General features: G+C 70.5%; 9 protein-coding genes. 1 reads left to right on the top strand and 8 read right to left on the bottom strand.

Annotation, left to right across the window (positions count from 1 at the left end):
• Positions 1–7: 7 nt before the first annotated feature.
• From ABZ477_RS08400 to ABZ477_RS08380, 5 genes are all read right to left on the bottom strand, one after another.
• On the bottom strand, positions 8–5,956 hold the full coding sequence (locus ABZ477_RS08400; RefSeq protein WP_360130799.1) for an Ig-like domain-containing protein: 5,949 nt from the start codon (positions 5,954–5,956) through the stop codon (positions 8–10).
• Complete coding sequence (locus ABZ477_RS08395; protein ID WP_360130796.1) at positions 5,957–7,090, bottom strand: serine/threonine-protein kinase; 1,134 nt, start codon at positions 7,088–7,090, stop codon at positions 5,957–5,959. It lies immediately after the preceding gene.
• Between the two features lie 102 nt (positions 7,091–7,192).
• On the bottom strand, positions 7,193–7,849 hold the full coding sequence (locus ABZ477_RS08390; RefSeq protein WP_360130793.1) for a spermidine/putrescine ABC transporter substrate-binding protein: 657 nt from the start codon (positions 7,847–7,849) through the stop codon (positions 7,193–7,195).
• Positions 7,850–7,898: 49 nt separating this feature from the next.
• Complete coding sequence (locus ABZ477_RS08385) at positions 7,899–8,384, bottom strand: hypothetical protein (protein WP_360130790.1); 486 nt, start codon at positions 8,382–8,384, stop codon at positions 7,899–7,901.
• 34 nt (positions 8,385–8,418) lie between these two features.
• Positions 8,419–9,477 carry an ABC transporter gene (locus ABZ477_RS08380; RefSeq protein WP_360130787.1) on the bottom strand — a complete coding sequence of 353 codons (1,059 nt, stop codon included), beginning with the start codon at positions 9,475–9,477 and terminating at the stop codon, positions 8,419–8,421.
• 132 nt (positions 9,478–9,609) lie between these two features.
• Here ABZ477_RS08380 and ABZ477_RS08375 point away from each other — a divergent pair, with 132 nt between their 5' ends.
• Complete coding sequence (locus tag ABZ477_RS08375; RefSeq protein WP_360130784.1) at positions 9,610–10,224, top strand: hypothetical protein; 615 nt, start codon at positions 9,610–9,612, stop codon at positions 10,222–10,224.
• Between the two features lies 1 nt (position 10,225).
• On the opposite strand, the gene ABZ477_RS08370 is transcribed toward ABZ477_RS08375, so the two are convergent.
• The 3 genes from ABZ477_RS08370 to rpoB all read right to left on the bottom strand — a co-directional run bounded on the left by ABZ477_RS08370 (position 10,226) and on the right by rpoB (position 18,402).
• Positions 10,226–10,840, bottom strand: a complete 615-nt coding sequence (locus ABZ477_RS08370) for a hypothetical protein (RefSeq protein ID WP_360130781.1) — start codon at positions 10,838–10,840, stop codon at positions 10,226–10,228.
• Positions 10,841–10,985: 145 nt separating this feature from the next.
• Positions 10,986–14,858: a DNA-directed RNA polymerase subunit beta' gene (rpoC, locus tag ABZ477_RS08365; protein ID WP_360130778.1), complete on the bottom strand. Its 3,873-nt coding sequence runs from the start codon at positions 14,856–14,858 to the stop codon at positions 10,986–10,988.
• Between the two features lie 43 nt (positions 14,859–14,901).
• A complete protein-coding gene (gene rpoB / locus ABZ477_RS08360; RefSeq protein WP_360130776.1) occupies positions 14,902–18,402 on the bottom strand; it encodes a DNA-directed RNA polymerase subunit beta in 3,501 nt (1,166 codons plus the stop codon).
• Positions 18,403–18,453 lie beyond the last annotated feature (51 nt).

Raw genomic sequence — 18,453 nt, 5'->3', positions numbered from 1 at the left:
AGCGGGTTCACGGGCCGACCTCTTGGCCCGGCGGGTCGTTCGGCTCGCAGGTCGCGCTGATCGTGCGCGTCGCGTCGGCCAGACCCCATCCCTGCGCGGCCCAGCTCGCGGTGATGCCGATGCCGTCGACGCGCACGGCGCCGCGCGGCACGTCCCACGTTCCGGCCGTGTACGGGAGGACCTGGTCGTGCTTGTCGTAGTAGACGAGGGCCGCGTTGGAGAACGTGAAGGCGGCCTTGCCCAGCGCCGTATTGGAGGAGTCGCCGCGGGGGACGAGCTGTCCGCCCCCGGTGCAGGACTCGACCCACCATGTCGCCTGGAGCTGATACGGCGCGCTGCCGGCCGCCGGGACCACTGTGGCCCACGGCGTCGCCGTGCCCCACCAGTTGTGCACGTAGCGCACCTGGATCGCGGGGTCGCGGTCGAAGACGCCCGTCGGCCACCCCGCGAACTCGACGTGGTTGCGGTTGGGCACGCGCTCGCTCGAGACGGGCTCGGCGCGGATGAGCCATTCGGCACGGGCGTCCGAGACGTCGGGCTGCGCGTCGACGGTGAACGTCCAGTCCTTGGGCGGCTTGCCGCTCTGGACGGCGCGCACGCTCTGCGAGGTCGTCGAGCGTCCGAACGAGGCTCCGTCGCGCCACGACTCCACGCACAGAGTGAACCGGTACTCCTCGCCGTCCGGAAGGCCAGGGAAGGTCGCGATCGCGCCGTCGCCCGACGTCGTGCAGGCGTCACCGTCGCGCACGATGCCGTAGCGCAGCGCCGAGCCGTCGCCGTTGAGCGCCGCCGCGCCGCGCGCCGTGACGGTCGAGGTGCCGTCGCCCATCGACTCGGAGCTCAGGGTGAGCACGGGATCGCGCGGGGCGCCGACGCCGTTGGCCCAGATCGTGACCGCCATGCCCGTCTGGCTGCCGCCCAGGCCCGGGGGGAGCTCGAAGCGCGACGTCGGCGTGACCGTGATGGGCGAGGCGGAGTTCGAGCCCACCTGGTACGCGGCGAGGTCGATCCGATCCTGGCCGGGCCGCACCGGGATGCGCGCCGTCTCGCCGGCGGGACTCGTGATCTCGATGCTGCCGGTCTGAGCCGGGTCGATGCCCAGGATCGACAGCGAGACGACGCCCCCGTCGCCCGAGGACGTGACGACGGGACGGGCGGTGACGGACTGCGGGGCCCCCGGCGCGCTGTAGGCCCAGCCCACGGTCCGGACGCTTCCGCTGGACTCCCCGACGCTGTTCACGGCGACGGCCTCGTATGTGCGCTGCTCGCCGTTCGGCGCCGCGATCGCGGGGCACGCCCCGTCTGCGTCGCAGCGCGCGACCTCGGCGCCGTCCGAGCGCACGACGAACCCGGTGAGGGCGGGATACGCCAGGCGCGCCTCGCCCGGATCGACGCGCAGCGTGAGCGAGCCGTCGTCGTACGCCGTCTGCGCGATGCTCAGGGGCGCGCGCGGGAATCCCTGCAGGTCGAGCAGGATCCGGCCGTCGCGGTCGGCGTTGGTCTGCCGGCCCTGCGCGTCGCGGACGGAGAAGGATGCTGTGCACGTCGCCCCGGGAGCATCCGCCGTCCACGACGCGACGACGGTCGTCGCGGATGCGAGCGCGAAGCTCACGCCCGCGCACGCGCCGGTCGCCTCGACCCCCACGAGCTCGAGCGGCGTGCCGGGAAGCGGATTGACCTCGCCCGACGCGCCGACGACCGTGATGTCGCACGACGCGCCCGCGGCCTGCGAGCACTGCTTCGTGACGGAAGCACCTTGCGGCAGAGTCGAGGGCGCGGCTCCGACCCTGAGGATGAGCCGCGCCTGCGGGACGTCGGGGTGGCTGGGGACCGTGACGAAGGCCACCTCTTCGGATCCCGGGACCGCGCGGTCGGCGCCCGTGATCGTCACGCGCGATCCGTTCTGCACGACCTCGAAGGCCGAGCCGGCGTGCTGGACCTCGTACTCGATGCCCTCCCAGTCCTCGCGCAGCTGCCACGTCGTCATCGTGGTCAGGTCGAACGTGACGGTCTCGCCGGGGCCGACCGCGAGGGACGCGGGGTGCAGCTCGGGCTGCGGATCGAGCGGGACGACCTCGATCGGCACCGACAGATACGTCCAGTCCTTCTGCCCCGCGATCCGGACGGGCACCTGGCACGCGTCGGCCCAGGGCGCCCCCGCGCCTGCGTCGTAGCGCACATCCGTGCCGGACTCGGCCGCGCAGGAGGCATCGGTGCGAGCACCCGACGCCCGCACGTCGTCGCCGACCTCGAGGCGGGCGCCGGGCGGGCGCGCGACGAGCGAGGCCATGTCGAACGAGACGGACGACAGCTCGGTGGCCTGCGGGGTCTTCGCGCCGCTGCGCAGCACGAGCGAGAGGTCGTCGTCGCCCGGGACGCGAAGGAACGCGTAGGTCGTCACAGGTCCCGACGCACCCTCGCCCGTGACGGCGAAGGGGATGACCCGCGTCTTCGCGGGCAGCTCGCCGCTGAGCTCAGTGCCGTCGGCCGAGACGCCGTCGGGGTCGCCCCACAGGCCGACGGACAGGTCCTCGACCTCGCCGCCCGACCACTGCGCCTTGCCGGCGAGGACGTCGACGCCGTCCTCGAAGTCGTCGCGATTCTCGACCGTCAGCACGGTGTCGGCCACGACGGGATAGTCGGGGACGCTCTCGCGCACGACCTTCACGACGATGAGGCCGCGACCGGTGTTGCCGGAGCTGGAGACGACGTCGTAGAGGAACGACATCGTCGTGGGCTGCGTGCCTGCGCCGATGACGACGGTCGTGTCGGATGTCGACACGAGGAGGTCGTCCAGCCGCTCGAACTCGGGGTTCTCGCTGCCGTCGCCGAGCATCTCGGGGAGGTCTGGGCGCACGTCGGTGAGGGTCAGCGTCCCCATCGTGGGATCGAGGTCGTTCGACAGGGGGCTCACGCGGATCGTGCGGTCGGCGCCCGCCTGCACCTGCACGTAGTCGGTGAAGGTGATGGGACTCGGGTTCGACTCGCCGTCGAGCACGCCGATGCGGACTGTCCCCTCGCCCGTCTCGCCGAACGCGTCGACGACGCGGTAGCGGAACGAGACCTGTCCCGAGTGCCCCGCGACGCTCGAGTACAGGATCGACTCTCCGTCGGCGGAGATGGTGGCAGCTCCGCTCTCGGGCTGCGTCACGATGCGGTCGAGGGTCACGACGTCGCCATCGGGATCCATGCCGAACCCGTCGAACTCGACGAGCGTGGACTGGCCGGACAGGACCCGGCCCTCGAGCGTCTCGGGCAGCGGCGCGCGGTTGGCGTCGTCCGGCAGGACGCGGATCCGCACCTCGGCCGTGTCCGCCAGCGACGGGGCCCCCGTCGTGAAGACCGAGTAGCGGATGCCGTACTCGCCGGGCTCGGACGGCGCGAGGTAGCGCAGCACGGGGCCGGAGGCGAACGCGAGCGCCGCGTCGCTGGAGGAGACGACGGACGAGGGGTCCAATGTCGGGCGGCCGCCCGCGGGCGAGATGTCGTTGTCGAGGACGGGGATGTCGATCTGGGAGCCCGCGCGCACGACGACGGTGTCGTCGACCGCGATCGGTGCGAGCTCCGGCGCCGGCGGCAGGAGGTACACGGTCGCCTCGCCCTGCACGCTCGCGCCGCGATCCTCGGTGCCGTCGCTGACCGTGTACGAGACGGTCCCGAGGCGCCCGGCCGCGCGCGTCTCGGTCGTGCCCGAGACGCGCAGGTGGTTCTGCCCCACGGTGTCGACCGAGAGCGAGGCCCCGTCATCGGCGCGGACGACGACGTCGCTGAGCAGCAGCACGCGGCGCGTGGGGTTGGAGACGGCGGCGAAGACGTCGAGCGTCGCGTCCTGCTTGGGATGGACGAAGGCGACGACGGGATCCGTCGCGAGGTCGGGCGGCGCATCGGCCGGCAGCACCGTGATGCGCGCCGTCCCGTCGGCGTCGCTCACGCCGTCGCTCACCGTGAACCCGACGCGGAACGTGCCGGGGTTCTCGGCCGCGAAGTCGAAGGTCGTCGTGCCGCCCACGACCGTCGCCGTCGCGGGGGCCCCGTCGAGCACGCGGACGGACTGGAGTTCGAGGGCTCCCGCCGTGCCGGTCACGTGGGGCGCGACGTCGACCGTCAGTCCCGCGTCGATCGAGTCGACGACGGCGAAGGACTGCACGTGGAGCTTCGGCTCGGGCGTCACGCGCACCATGAGCGGCTTCGTGGACGTCATCCCGCGCGTGTCCGACACCGTGACGGCGAGCTCGACGACCTCTTCGCCGCTCGTGCCGTCGTCGGCGTGCTGATAGACGACGTCGCCGGACGGCGTCGCGGCGACACTGCCCCGACCGGTCGTGTTCTGCACCGAGAGGAGGAAGAGCGGGTCGCCCTCCGGGTCGACCCAGCCCGGCAGGACCGGGACGGTGACGGTGCCGCCGACGGCGACCTCCGGCTCGGGCCACGGGAGGAGGCATCCCTCCACATCGCACCATGCCGGCGCCGCATTCCGCTCGGGCGGCGCGACCTCGAGCGTGACGGTCGTGGATGCGGACAGCAGGCCGTCGGCGGCTGTGCCGTCGGTGACGGCGTACGAGAAGGTCGCCGTGCCGCTCGCCTCGGGCGCGACGCGCACCGCGATCCGCTGTCCGTTGTCGGTGATCGAGGTCGTGCCGAATCCGGGGTCCAGCCCCGTGACCGACGCGGGATCGATCGAGAGGACGTCCTCGTTGGGATCGTGGTCGTTCAGGAGCACCGGCAGCGTCACGAGACTGCCCGCGCGGACGCCGAAGGCGTCGGCCTCGGCGACGGGCGGCTTCGGATCGATCATGATCGTCAGCTGCTCGTCGCTCGGCTCGGAGTCGGAGTTCGTCCGGTCGTCGAGCGTCCAGTTCTGGCTCGACTCGACGAGCCGGCCGTCGGGGACCGTCCACACCCAGCCGCTGCGCGTCTCGTTCAGGATGACGGCCTCGTCGCTCGCGATGAGCTGCGGCCGGCGGTCGTCACCCAGCGATCCGGCGCCGTAGCCGAGCGCCTTCGGCCCATTGCTCGAACTCCACAACAGGCCCTCCGACTCGCCTTGCGGCAGCCATGCCGCGAACACCTCGCCGTCGCGCACGATGGGGCGGGCCGGTGTGCCCTGGACGCCCGTCCCGACGGGGTTGGTCACCTCGGAGCCGTCGACCGGGACGCGGATGAGCCCCGTCTCGGTCGCGAGATAGACGGCATCCCCGGACGGATCCGGTGCCCCCACGACGACCGAGCCCGCCGTCGTGAAGGTGGTCGCGGCATCCGCTCCCCGCAGCCAGACGGTGCCGTCCTCGGTGTCGACGACGGCCCAGTCCTCGCCTGCCGCGGTGATGGCGGGCGTCGCGATGCCGTCGGCCGCGAGCTCGTCGCGCCCGCGCACCTCCGACGACGCGATGTCGTAGCGCAGCACGGATCCGTCGGCCCGCGAGTAGCTGAAAAGGATGCCGCGCTCGTCGACGGCGATGGCGTCTGCCGTGTACTGCGGGCCCTCGTCGTCCTCGGACGCGAACGGGTCGAGCTGCGTCGCGTCCCCCGTCGAGAGGCGCCCGACGAAGACCGCCCCCGAGTCGGTGAGGTACGCGACGAAGTCGGCGGCCGTCGCGACGTCCGTCGTGCCTGCCGGCGTCGACGCCGAGGCGCGCAGCGCCTCCTCGTCCAGGTCGATGGGGCTGGCCGCGTCGATCCTGGTGAGCTTGCTGTAGCTGTCCGAGAAGAGGAAGGCGCCGTCCGCCGCCTGCGCGACGTCGCTCGGGTTGGCGATGCTGCGCACCGTGTCCAGCTCGCCGACGGCCGTGTTCACACGCGCGTAGCGGCGTCCGTCCCCCGTCTGCAGCGCCCAGACCGCCGTGTCGACCTCAGGCGTCTCCTGCGCGTCCAGGCCGGGCCACACGACGCTCGCGGTCACGACGAGAGCGGCGGAGGCGATGGCGGCGACGATGCCGGCGATCGTGCGGCGACGCATTCAGAGGACTCCTGATGCCAGGAGCGCCACACCGATCGCGGCGAGGGCGACGAGTGCCGCGATGCCCGCGACGACCCACGGGAGCACTCGGCGCCGCGGCGACGATGAGACGGAGATATCTGTGTCCTCATCGCGCGCGAGTTCTGCGACGCCGGCGCCGGGACGGGTCTTGCGGCGCTCGTCGCGCGTGATGTGGCTGCGGGCGACGCCGCGCATCGTCGAGTCGGCGAAGTCGACGGGAGCGGAGGCGGCGCTCCATTCGTCGACGGGCACCTCGAGCGCGGTCGGCGAGATCCCGAGCTCGGACTGCACCGCCCGAAGCGCTTCGGCGAACTCCCGGGCGGAGGCGTAGCGCCGGGCCGGGTCGCGGGTCATGGCGCGCGCCAGGACCTCCTGCAGCGAGTCCGGGACGTCGGTGCGGGAGATCGGGGTGTAGCTCGCCCGCGCGATGCGGCGGCGCAGCTGCTCCTTCGTGTTCTGGCCGCGCTCGCGGCGCTCGAACGGGCTGTGGCCCGCCAGCAGCGAGTACACGGTGGCGCCGAGGCTCCACACTTCGCTCGCGACGGTGCCGGCGGTCTGCTCGGCGACGACCTCGGGCGCGCTCCAGGGGATCGACATCGCGAGCACCTCGTCGGCGGTCGCGCGCGAGAGGGAGGAGGAGATCCCGAAGTCCGCCAGCACGGGGGCGCCGAAGGTCGTCACCAGGATGTTGCTCGGTTTGACGTCGCGGTGGACGAGGCCCGCACGGTGCGCCGACTCGAGCGCGCTCGCCATCCGCACGCCGATCTCGAGGACCTCGGGGACCGGGACCCGCTCGCGGCGGTACCGCAGCGCGAACCCGCCGGGGCAGAACTCCATGACGATGTAGGGCCGGCCGTCCGCCGAGATGCCCGCCTGGTAGACCGTGACGATCGACGGATGCGCCGAGAGGTGGGCGAGGACGTCCGCCTCGGCGTTGAACATGCGCCGCAGCTCGGGGTCACGAACATCGCTCGGCAGCACCTTGACGGCGACGTCGCGCCTGGGCATGTCCTGCTCGTAGAGGAACACGTCGGCGAAGCCGCCCGAGCCGAGCGGGCGGATGTATGTCAGGCCCGGGAGGATGGGCGGCGACGAAGGCAGGCGAGTGGCCACGTTTCCTCCCCCGGAATCATGCTCGCAACGGCCCCGCGCCGTCGCTGTGCAAACCCGGCAATGCTAACAAACACCGCTGAGCCTTCCGGGAGCCTGTGAGTGTCAGGCGGGCGGCGGCTCATTGGGGTCGAAAGGCGCGTCCAGAGACCGGGTCAGCTCCTCCAGGAGCGCCTCGATCTGCGGCTCGACGTACTGGCTCAGTGCCGCCTGGATGCGCAGCCGGTGGTGCAGCAGGATCGTGCAGACCTCGCGCCCCACCATGTTCGCGTAGTCGTCGGCGAGCCCGACCTCCTGCCGCAGTGCGGCCTTCGCCTCATCGCTCAACGGCGGAAGGGCCGGGATGCCGGCATCCACCTCTTCGGCGAGCCCCGCGATCGTGAAGAGGAACGGTGCGCCGGGCACGGGCTCGGGATCCAGCGGGAGTCCCTCGAACTCGGGCTCGAGGCCTTCGCTCGGCCGATAGCTGCGCGCCCGGTTGCGCGCGGCCTGCTGGTCGAGCTCCGCCTGGAGCATCGGGAGGTTGCGCGCCGTGTACTCGGCGACCGAGTGGTCGACGATCGCCTTGATGCGCGTCGAGAGTCCGTGCTGCACTCCGTGCGGCACATCGCCGCCGAGTCCCGCCGCTGACAGGACCGGCGACCCGAAGCATCGCCGGCACGGCGCCACGCGTCCCCGGTGCGTCGCAGGCTCCCAGCGGGGAAGCCATTTGAGCCAGGCGTCGACTGCCTGGCTCACCTGGGTCTCGAGGGACCGCTCCACGCGTCAACGGTATCCCGAGAGAGGTCGGATCCGGCGGCCTGACCGGGATTTACTCGTCGAACGGGTCCTCCCACGGCCAGCGCGGCCGCGATGCGTCGGTGCGGACCAGCGCGATGCCGCCCCATGAGCAGGCGAGAGCCGCGAGGGCGATGACGACCTCGAACCACGACAGGAAGACTCCGCCCGCCGCGCGCGCGGCGTCGCCGAGCGCCTCGTCGGCCAGCAGCGCCCCGAACCACACGCCCGCAGGGTACGCGAGCGCCGTTGCGACGGCCGTGACGACGGCGCCGCGGAGGGGCGGATGCTGTCTGCGCAACGCGATCCACAGGCTCAGTGCGAAGGCGCCCGTCGCGGCGATCGTCGCGACGATGCCGGGGAGCTGGCCCAGACCCGGCACCGCGATGACGTCCTCGTCGAGGAGGAGGCTCAGCATCCCGAGCCCGAAGATCAGGAGCGCGACGAACGCGGCCGTTGCGAAGCCGAGGGCCACGAGCGGCCGGACGTGCCCGGGCTGGGGCGCGCGATCTGCCGACACCTTCGACGATACGCCGACTGCGAGCCCGCGGGGCCTACTGCCGGTAGAGCTGCGGACCCGCCTCGAGTGTGCGCTCGTACTCGCGCATCGCCTCGGTGTTCAGCTCGCTCACGCGCTTGCCGCGCGCCGCCGCCCACGCGCCGAACCAGATCGTCAGCTCGCGGCCGAGGATGAAGGCGATCACGGCGAGCGGTGCGAACAGGTTGTCGCGGATGAGCTCGACGCCCTCGGTCGGGGTGAGCATCCAGAACGGCTCCTGGAACATGAGGCCCAGGATGTAGCCGAACCAGCTGATGACGCCCACGAAGATGCCGAAGATGACCCAGTGCGCCCAGCGGCCGCGGTTGATGATCGCGCCCAGCAGCCAGAAGCCGATGAAGAACAGGACGACCGGGACCCAGAAGATCCACGAGGAGACGGCGGTCGTGATCGCGTCGACGATGCCGTCCGTCGTGAGGTCGCCCGTGAACAGGTCCACGCCCAGCCACAGACCGAGGTACAGCACGGCGAAGCCCAGCGCCGCGAGCAGGCCGATGGCGCCGGCGGCGGCGCGGTTGCCGCGAGCCCGCGGCGGCTCGGGCGCCTGGACGAAGATGGGCTGCGGCGCGGGCGCGGCGTACTCGGTCTGCGCGACCGGCTCGCTGGGGGCCACGACGTGCGGCTCGGCGGCGGCGACCGGGGCGTCCTCGTAAGCGTGCGTCGCGACGGAGCTCTCGGGCGCCGCGGCGTGCGCGTCGTCCTCGTCGCCGGCGGCGGCGCGGTAGGCGGCCATGTAGGCGGCCGCGTCCGTGATCTCGTCGTCTGTCTGCTCGGGAGCGGCGGCCTCGGCGGCGGTCACCTCGGCCCGCGCGGGCTCGGAGGCGGGTTCGGGCTCGGCGGCGGGTTCCGGCTCGGCGGCGGGATCCGGCTCGGCGGCGACGGGCTCGGGCGATGCGGACTCGTCGGGTGCGGGCTCGTCGGCGGAGGAACCCCCGGTGGCGTCGCGACCGGCGGCCTCGGCGTCCGCGAGACCTTCGTTCACGCTGCCCACGACATCGTCGACCGGCTTCGGCTCGTCGACGGGCTCGCCGTAGGTCGACTTCGCGTCACTCATCGGATGGCACTTCCTCACGCGGGGCACGCCCCCGCACCAGCGAGGGTAGCGCGGCGACCGCCCATGCCCCGGCAGGCATGCCGCGGCGATTCGCCTGCGGCCGCGCGCACCGCCGCGGCTAAGGTGAGCCGCATGGCACGTCCGGGATCGATCGGCGCGAAGCTCGCCGGCGCTGCGGCATCCGTCCTGCTCCTCACGATGCTCGCGGCCTGCGCGCCGGAGGCGTCGACGGGCGACGGCTCGACGCCCTCCTCGGCCGAGACGCCCGACATCGGCACGAGCCCCACCCCGTCCGCGACGCCGAGCGCCTCGGGCTCGTTCGTCCCCCGGATCCCCGACGACTGCGAGGAGATGCTCGCGGAGGACGTGCTGGCCCAGCTCGAGGACGTGCCGCTCAACGACCCCGCGTTCGGCCCGTCGGGGCCGCAGCCGGACGGCAGCCTCATCTGCATCTGGGCGGACCCCGCGGCCGACACGACGCACCTGCGCACCGAGATCACGAACGTCTCCCGCGGCCCCGCCCTCGACATGCTCAACGAGCTCGCGGAGGAGGAGGGCTTCACCTGCTACACGCCCGACGGCGGGACGCGGTGCGAGAAGACGTGGCCCAACGAGGACTACCCCGTCACGGACGGGCGGACGCTCTTCTGGCGGGACGGCATCCTCATCGACACCCAGTACTCGAACCTCGCTCCGACGGGCTACACCGCGAGCATCGTCGCGTACATCTGGGGGCAGTGGGGCTGACTCACCCCCACACGAAGGCGGCCAGGCGCGTGCCGTAGTCCTCGGGATGCCACGACCTCTCGACGCTCGCGAGCCACAGGCCGTCGCGCACGACGTGCTCCTCGACGACGGCGCCCGAGATCCTCGTGCAGGCGACGCCCGAGCCGTAGGCGACGCACGCGAAGCCCTGCCCGCGCAGCGCGAGGTCGGCCACGGGAGCAGCATCCGTCTGCACGACCGAGAGGGTCGACGAGATCGTGCCCGCCGTCTCGCGCCAGGCGCACGTGACACGGACGGACGGCTGCAGCGCGTCGACGAGGCTCGTGACCTCGGTGGCCGGAGCGTTGCGGTTCTGGCTCAGCAGCGACTGAGGGGACCACGCGAGCTCGAGCCACAGCGTTCCGGGATACAGGTCGCGGCAGTCGATGTCGGCGGTCGTGTCGAGCGCGGCCTCCGCGACCGGCCGCGCGCCGGCCGCCTCGGGCGCCGACGTCGCGGCCCGCAGCGTGTCGCCCACGAAGGCGATCGTTCCGGGGACGGCGGGGATCGCCAGCCACACGAGGGCCGCGACGACGCCCGCGCAGAAGAGGCCCGCGGGCCACGCGAGCCAGAGGTTGCGACCGCCGATGCGCGCCATGCCGCCCCTTTCCCCACTCAACGGTAAGCGGGCGCGGGGACTCAGCGCGTTCGGCGCGCAGGAGCGGATACGACGATGGCCCCGGCGGATGCCGGGGCCATCGTGTTCAGATCCGGGATGCTCTCAGCTGAGGCATCCCGGGACCTCAGTTGTAGTCGCCCGAGAAGCCGTCCGTGGAGAAGCTGTCGAAGTCGACGTAGCTCAGGTCGGCGTCGCTGTACGCGCCGTCCGAGGCGAAGATGCGGTTGGGGTACCGCTCGCTCTTGGCCTCCTCCGTCGCCTCGACCGTGACGTTGCGGTACTTCGCAAGTCCGGTTCCGGCGGGGATGAGCTTTCCGATGATGACGTTCTCCTTGAGGCCGACGAGCGGGTCGCTCTTGCCCTCCATCGCCGCCTGGGTGAGGACCCGCGTCGTCTCCTGGAACGACGCGGCCGACAGCCACGACTCCGTCGCGAGCGACGCCTTCGTGATGCCCATGAGCTCCGGCCGGCCCGACGCGGGGCGCTTGCCCTCCGCCACGGCCTCGCGGTTGATCTGCTGGTAGCGCTTGAAGTCCACCAGCTCGCCCGGGAGCAGGGTCGTGTCGGCGTGGTCGACGACGGTGACCTTGCGCAGCATCTGGCGCACGATGACCTCGATGTGCTTGTCGTGGATCGGCACACCCTGCGAGCGGTACACCCCCTGGACGCCGTTCACGAGGTACTTCTGCACCTCGCGGGCACCCATGACACGCATGACCTCCTTGGGGTCGAGCGTGCCGACCTGCAGCGGCTGGCCGACCGTGACGTGCTGGCCGTCCTCGACGAGGAGGGTGGCGCGCTTGAGGACCGGGTAGACGTGCGGCTCGTCGCCGTTGTCGGGCGTCAGGATGACCTTCTTCGCGCGGTCCGTCTCGTCGATCGTGATGCGACCGTCGGACTCGGCGATCGGCGACGCGCCCTTGGGGGTGCGGGCCTCGAAGAGCTCCTGGACACGCGGCAGACCCTGCGTGATGTCATCGGCCGAGGCCGAGCCACCCGTGTGGAACGTGCGCATCGTCAGCTGCGTGCCGGGCTCACCGATCGACTGGGCGGCGATGATGCCGACCGCCTCGCCGATGTCGACGATCTTGCCGGTCGCGAGCGAGCGGCCGTAGCACTGCGCGCAGACGCCGACGGCCGAGTCGCACGTGAGGACCGAGCGGACCTTGATGGTCTCGATGCCGGCCTCGACGAGCTTGTCGATGAGGACGTCGCCCACGTCGTCGCCCGCCTCGGCGAGGACCTCGCCCTTGGCGTCTGTGACCTCCGCCGCGAGCGTGCGGGCGAAGACCGAGTTCTCGACGTTCGGGTCCTTGACGAGCGTGCCGCCCAGGCCCTGCGTCGCGATCGGGAGCTCGAGGCCCTTCGTCGTGCCGCAGTCCTCCTCGCGGATGATGACATCCTGCGAGACGTCGACGAGGCGCCGCGTGAGGTAGCCCGAGTCGGCCGTACGCAGGGCCGTGTCGGCCAGACCCTTGCGGGCACCGTGCGTCGCGATGAAGTACTCCGCCACCGACAGACCCTCGCGGTACGAGGAGATGATCGGACGCGGGATGATCTCGCCCTTCGGGTTGTTCACGAGACCGCGCATACCCGCGATGTTGCGGATCTGCAGCCAGTTTCCACGAGCACCGGACGACACCATGCGGTTGATGGTGTTGTCGGCCGGGAAGTGGTCGCGCATCGCCTTCTGGACCTCGTCGGTCGCCTCGGTCCAGATCTTGATGAGCTCCTGGCGACGCTCGGCGTCGGTCGTGAGACCCTTCTCGAACTGCGCCTGGACCTTCGCCGCCTGCTTCTCGTAGCCGCCGACGATCTCCGCCTTGTTCGGCGGCGTCAGGATGTCGCTGAGGGCGACCGTGACGCCCGAGCGCGTGGCCCAGTAGAAGCCGGCGTCCTTGATCCGGTCGAGCGACGCGGCGACCTCGACCCTGGGGTACTCCTCGGCGAGCTTGTTGACGATCTGCGACAGCTTGCCCTTGTCAGCCTGCTCGCGGACGAACGGGTAGCCCTTGGGGAGCGTGTCGTTGAAGATCGCCTGGCCGAGCGAGGCGTCCACCAGACCATGGCGGTCATAGCCCTCGGGGGCTTCGCCCTCGAGGAACGACAGACCCGGGATGCGGATGCGGACCTTGGCCTGCAGGTCGAGGGTGCCCTCGTCCTTGGCCAGGATCGCCTCGCCGACAGAGCCGAACACGCGACCCTCGCCCGCGGCGCCCTCCTTGACCGTGGTCAGGTGGTGCAGGCCGATGATCATGTCCTGCGAGGGCAGGGTCACCGGGCGGCCGTCGGACGGCTTCAGGATGTTGTTCGACGCGAGCATCAGGATGCGGGCCTCGGCCTGAGCCTCGACCGACAGCGGCAGGTGCACGGCCATCTGGTCACCGTCGAAGTCGGCGTTGAACGCCGCGCAGACGAGCGGGTGCAGCTGGATGGCCTTGCCCTCGACGAGCTGCGGCTCGAAGGCCTGGATGCCGAGGCGGTGCAGCGTGGGCGCGCGGTTGAGCAGCACGGGGCGCTCGCGGATGATCTCCTCGAGCACGTCCCAGACCTCGGGGCGCGTGCGCTCGACGGCGCGCTTGGCCGCCTTGATGTTCTGCGAGTGACCGAGGTCGATCAGGCGCTTGATGACGAACGGCTTGAACAGCTCGAGCGCCATCTGCTTGGGCAGACCGCACTGGTGGAGCTTGAGCTGCGGACCGACGATGATGACCGAACGGCCCGAGTAGTCCACGCGCTTGCCGAGCAGGTTCTGGCGGAAGCGACCCTGCTTTCCCTTGAGCATGTCGCTCAGGGACTTGAGGGCGCGGTTGCCGGTGCCCGTGACGGGACGACCGCGGCGGCCGTTGTCGAACAGCGCGTCGACGGCCTCCTGCAGCATCCGCTTCTCGTTGTTCACGATGATCTCGGGGGCGCCGAGGTCGATGAGGCGGCGGAGGCGGTTGTTGCGGTTGATCACGCGACGGTACAGGTCGTTGAGGTCGGAGGTCGCGAAGCGGCCACCGTCCAGCTGCACCATCGGACGAAGCTCCGGCGGGATCACCGGGACGACGTCGAGGACCATGGATGCCGGGCTCATGCCGGTCTGCAGGAACGAGTTGACGACCTTGAGGCGCTTGATCGCACGGATCTTGCGCTGGCCCTTGCCCTCCGAGATCTGCAGGTGCAGGCTCTCGGCCTCGGCGGCCAGGTCGAACGCCTGAAGGCGGCGCTGGATCGACTCGGCGCCCATGTACGCCTCGAAGTACTGGCCGAAGCGGTCCTGGAGCTCGTGGAAGATCTCGTCCTCGCCCTTCAGCGAGCCGACCTCGAGGTTGCGGAACTCCTCCCACACGCGCTCGAGCTTGGCGATGGACTCGTCCGCGTTCTTGCGGATGGCCGCCATGTCCTTCTCGGCGGAGTCCTTGGCCTTCTTCTTCTGGTCGGCCTTGGCGCCTTCCTCCTCGAGACCGGCCAGCTCCTCCTCCAGCTTCGCCAGACGCGCGGCGATGCGCGCGTCACGGCGGTCCGCGAGCGTCTTCAGCTCGAGGCGGAGGTTGTTCTCGTGGGTCGGGAGATCGCGGTGGCGCGCGTCCTCGTCGACCGAGATGACCATGTAGGCGGCGAAGTAGATGACCTTCTCGAGGTCCTTCGGCGCCATGTCGAGCAGGTACCCGAGGCGCGAGGGCACGCCCTTGAAGTACCAGATGTGCGTCACGGGCGCGGCGAGCTCGATGTGGCCCATGCGCTCGCGGCGGACGGAGGACTTGGTGACCTCCACGCCGCAGCGCTCGCAGACGATGCCCTTGAAGCGGACGCGCTTGTACTTGCCGCAGGCGCACTCCCAGTCGCGGGAGGGCCCGAAGATCTGCTCGCCGAAGAGGCCGTCCTTCTCGGGCTTGAGCGTGCGGTAGTTGATGGTCTCGGGCTTCTTGACCTCGCCGTAGGACCAGCGACGGATGTCGTCGGCGGTGGCCAGGCCGATGCGAAGCTCATCGAAAGTTGTTGCGTCGAGCACTAGTTCTCCTGTGTCGAAAATTCAGTCGGGATGCTGTCGCGGATCAGATCTCGTCGATCGACGACGACTCGAACCGGCTGGAGATGTTGATGCCGAGCTCTTCGGCGGCACGGAAGGCCTCGTCGTCGGTGTCGCGGAGGTTGACCGCCGTGCCGTCGGCCGAGAGGACCTCGACGTTCAGGCAGAGCGACTGCATCTCCTTCATGAGGACCTTGAACGACTCGGGGATGCCGGGCTCCTGGATGTTCTCGCCCTTGACGATCGCCTCGTAGACCTTGACGCGGCCGAGGATGTCGTCGGACTTGATCGTGAGGAGCTCCTGGAGCGCGTACGCGGCGCCGTAGGCCTCGAGGGCCCACACCTCCATCTCACCGAAGCGCTGGCCGCCGAACTGCGCCTTACCACCGAGCGGCTGCTGGGTGATCATCGAGTACGGGCCCGTCGACCGCGCGTGGATCTTGTCGTCCACGAGGTGGTGCAGCTTCAGGATGTACATGTACCCGACCGAGATGGGCGCGGGGAACGGCTCACCCGAGCGGCCGTCGAACAGCGTCGTCTTGCCCGACGAGCCGATGAGGCGCTCGCCGTCGCGGGTGACGTTGGTCGAGTCGAGCAGACCTGCGATCTCCTCCTCGAAGGCGCCGTCGAACACGGGGGTCGCGACCTTCGTGCCGGGGGCGGCCTCGAAGGCCTGCTGCGGCAGGGCGGCAGCCCACTCGGGCGTGCCCTCGACCTTCCAGCCCTGCTGGGCGATCCAGCCGAGGTGCAGCTCGAGGACCTGGCCGAAGTTCATTCGACCCGGGATGCCGAGCGGGTTCAGGATGACCTGGACCGGCGTGCCGTCCGCGAGGAAGGGCATGTCCTCGACGGGGAGGATCTTCGCGATGACGCCCTTGTTGCCGTGGCGGCCGGCGAGCTTGTCGCCCTCGGTGATCTTGCGCTTCTGGGCGATGTAGACCACGACGCGGCGGTTGACGCCCGAGCCGAGCTCGTCGTCGCCGTCCTCGGCGTTGAACTCCTTGACCGCGATGATCGTGCCCTGCTCGCCGTGAGGCACCTTGAGCGACGTGTCGCGGACCTCGCGGCTCTTCTCGTTGAAGATCGCGCGGAGCAGGCGCTCCTCGGCCGAGAGCTCGGTCTCGCCCTTGGGCGTGACCTTGCCGACGAGGATGTCGCCGGGGCGGACCTCGGCGCCGATGCGGATGATGCCGCGCTCGTCGAGGTCCTTCAGCAGGTCGGGGCTCACGTTGGGGAGGTCGCGCGTGATCTCCTCCTTGCCGAGCTTCGTGTCGCGGGCGTCGACCTCGTACTCCTCGATGTGGATCGAGGAGAGGGTGTCGTCCTTTACGAGGTCCTGGCTGAGGATGATGGCGTCCTCGAAGTTGTGGCCCTCCCACGTCATGAACGCGACGAGGAGGTTCTTGCCGAGCGCGAGCTCGCCGTCCTCCGTCGCCGGGCCGTCGGCGATGACCTCGCCGGCCTCGATTCGGTCGCCCGCCGAGACGATGACGCGCTGGTTGTAGCTCGTGCCCTGGTTCGAGCGGTCGAACTTGCGCAGGAAGTAGTCCTGCGTGCCGCCCTCGTCGAGCTGGACCGTGACGACGTCGGCCGAGACCTCGACCACGACGCCCGCCTTCTCGGCGGTCACGACGTCACCGGCGTCGATGGCCGCGTAGCCCTCCATGCCGGTGCCGACGAGCGGCGACTCGGAGCGGAGGAGCGGAACGGCCTGGCGCTGCATGTTCGCACCCATGAGGGCGCGGTTGGCGTCGTCGTGCTCGAGGAAGGGGATGAGCGACGTCGCGACCGACACCATCTGGCGCGGAGAGACGTCCATGTAGCCGATCTCCTCGGCGTGGAACAGGTCGACCTCGCCACCCTGTCCACGGCGGGCGAGGACGCGGTCGTTCGCGAACGAGCCGTCCTTCTTCAGCTCGACACCGGCCTGGGCGACGATGTAGTCGCTCTCCTCGCTGGCCGTCAGGTAGTCGATCTGGTCGGTCACGCGGCCCTCGACGACGCGGCGGTACGGCGTCTCGATGAAGCCGAACGCGTTGATGCGCGCGAACGAGGCGAGCGAGCCGATGAGGCCGATGTTCGGGCCTTCCGGCGTCTCGATGGGGCACATGCGGCCGTAGTGCGAGGGGTGGACGTCGCGGACCTCGACGCCTGCGCGCTCACGCGACAGACCGCCGGGGCCGAGCGCCGAGAGGCGGCGCTTGTGGGTCAGACCCGCGAGCGGGTTGTTCTGGTCCATGAACTGCGACAGCTGCGAAGTTCCGAAGAACTCCTTGATCGCGGCCACGACGGGACGCACGTTGATGAGCGTCTGCGGCGTGATGGCCTCGATGTCCTGCGTCGTCATCCGCTCGCGGACGACGCGCTCCATGCGCGACAGACCCGTGCGGACCTGGTTCTGGATGAGCTCGCCGACGGCGCGGATGCGACGGTTGCCGAAGTTGTCGATGTCGTCGACGTCGAGGCGGATCTCGGCCTGCTCGCCGTTGCGCACGCCGTCGAAGACGGTGTCGCCGCGGTGCAGGCGGACGAGGTACTTGATCGTCGCGACGATGTCGTCGACCGTCAGGACCGACTCGGTCAGCGCGGCGTCGAGGCCGAGCTTGTGGTTGATCTTGTACCGGCCGACCTTGGCGAGGTCGTAGCGCTTCGGGTTGAAGTAGAAGTTGTCCAGGAGCGCGCGGGCGGCCTCGGCCGCGACCTGCTCGCCCGGACGCAGCTTGCGGTAGATGTCGCGGAGCGCGTCCTCCTTCGAGAGGATCGTGTCCTTCGACAGCGTCTCCTCGATCGACTCGTACCCGGCGAACTCGTTGAGGATGTCCTCGCTCGAAAGGCCCAGGGCCTTGAGGAAGACGGTGACCGACTGCTTGCGCTTGCGGTCGATGCGCACGCCGACCTGGTCGCGCTTGTCGATCTCGAACTCGAGCCACGCGCCGCGGCTCGGGATGATGCGGGCCGAGACGATGTCCTTGTCGGACGTCTTGTCGGGCGTGCGGTCGAAGTAGACGCCGGGCGAGCGGACGAGCTGCGACACCACGACGCGCTCGGTGCCGTTGATGATGAACGTGCCCTTGTCGGTCTGGAGCGGGAAGTCGCCCATGAAGACCGTCTGGGTCTTGATCTCACCGGTCTGGTGGTTCATGAACTCGGCCTCGACGTAGAGCGGGGCCGCGTACGTCTTGCCGCGCTCCTTGCACTCCTCGATGGAGTACTTCTCGGGCTCGAGGTAGGGGTTCGTGAACGAGAGCTGCATCGTCTCGCTCAGGTCCTCGATCGGCGAGATCTCCTCGAAGATCTCCTCGAGGCCGCTGACCTCGGGCACGTCGGTGCGGCCGGCCTCGACGGCCTCCTCGACGCGCGCCTTCCACGCGTCGTTGCCGACGAGCCAGTCGAAGGACTCGGTCTGCAGCGCGAGAAGGTCGGGAACCGTCAGCGTGTCGGAGATCTTGGCGAACGAGAGGCGGGATGCTCCGCGGCCGTTCTTGAGGTTGGTGGTGGGGTTGGATGCGTTGGGCGCAGCAGCCAAGGGGATTACCTCCGTGGGCCCCGGGGGGCACGTTTCCTTGTCGTCAGGTGG

It is taken from the genome of Microbacterium sp. NPDC019599 (assembly GCF_040632175.1).
Lineage (GTDB): Bacteria > Actinomycetota > Actinomycetes > Actinomycetales > Microbacteriaceae > Microbacterium.
This window is presented reverse-complemented; position numbering and strand designations above follow the sequence as displayed.

Coding starts and splice junctions, on each gene's coding strand:
- ABZ477_RS08400 (WP_360130799.1), bottom strand. CDS start 5,956: ATGCGTCGCCGCACGATCGCCGGCATCGTCGCCGCCATCGCCTCCGCC.
- ABZ477_RS08380 (WP_360130787.1), bottom strand. CDS start 9,477: ATGAGTGACGCGAAGTCGACCTACGGCGAGCCCGTCGACGAGCCGAAG.
- ABZ477_RS08375 (WP_360130784.1), top strand. CDS start 9,610: ATGGCACGTCCGGGATCGATCGGCGCGAAGCTCGCCGGCGCTGCGGCA.
- ABZ477_RS08370 (WP_360130781.1), bottom strand. CDS start 10,840: ATGGCGCGCATCGGCGGTCGCAACCTCTGGCTCGCGTGGCCCGCGGGC.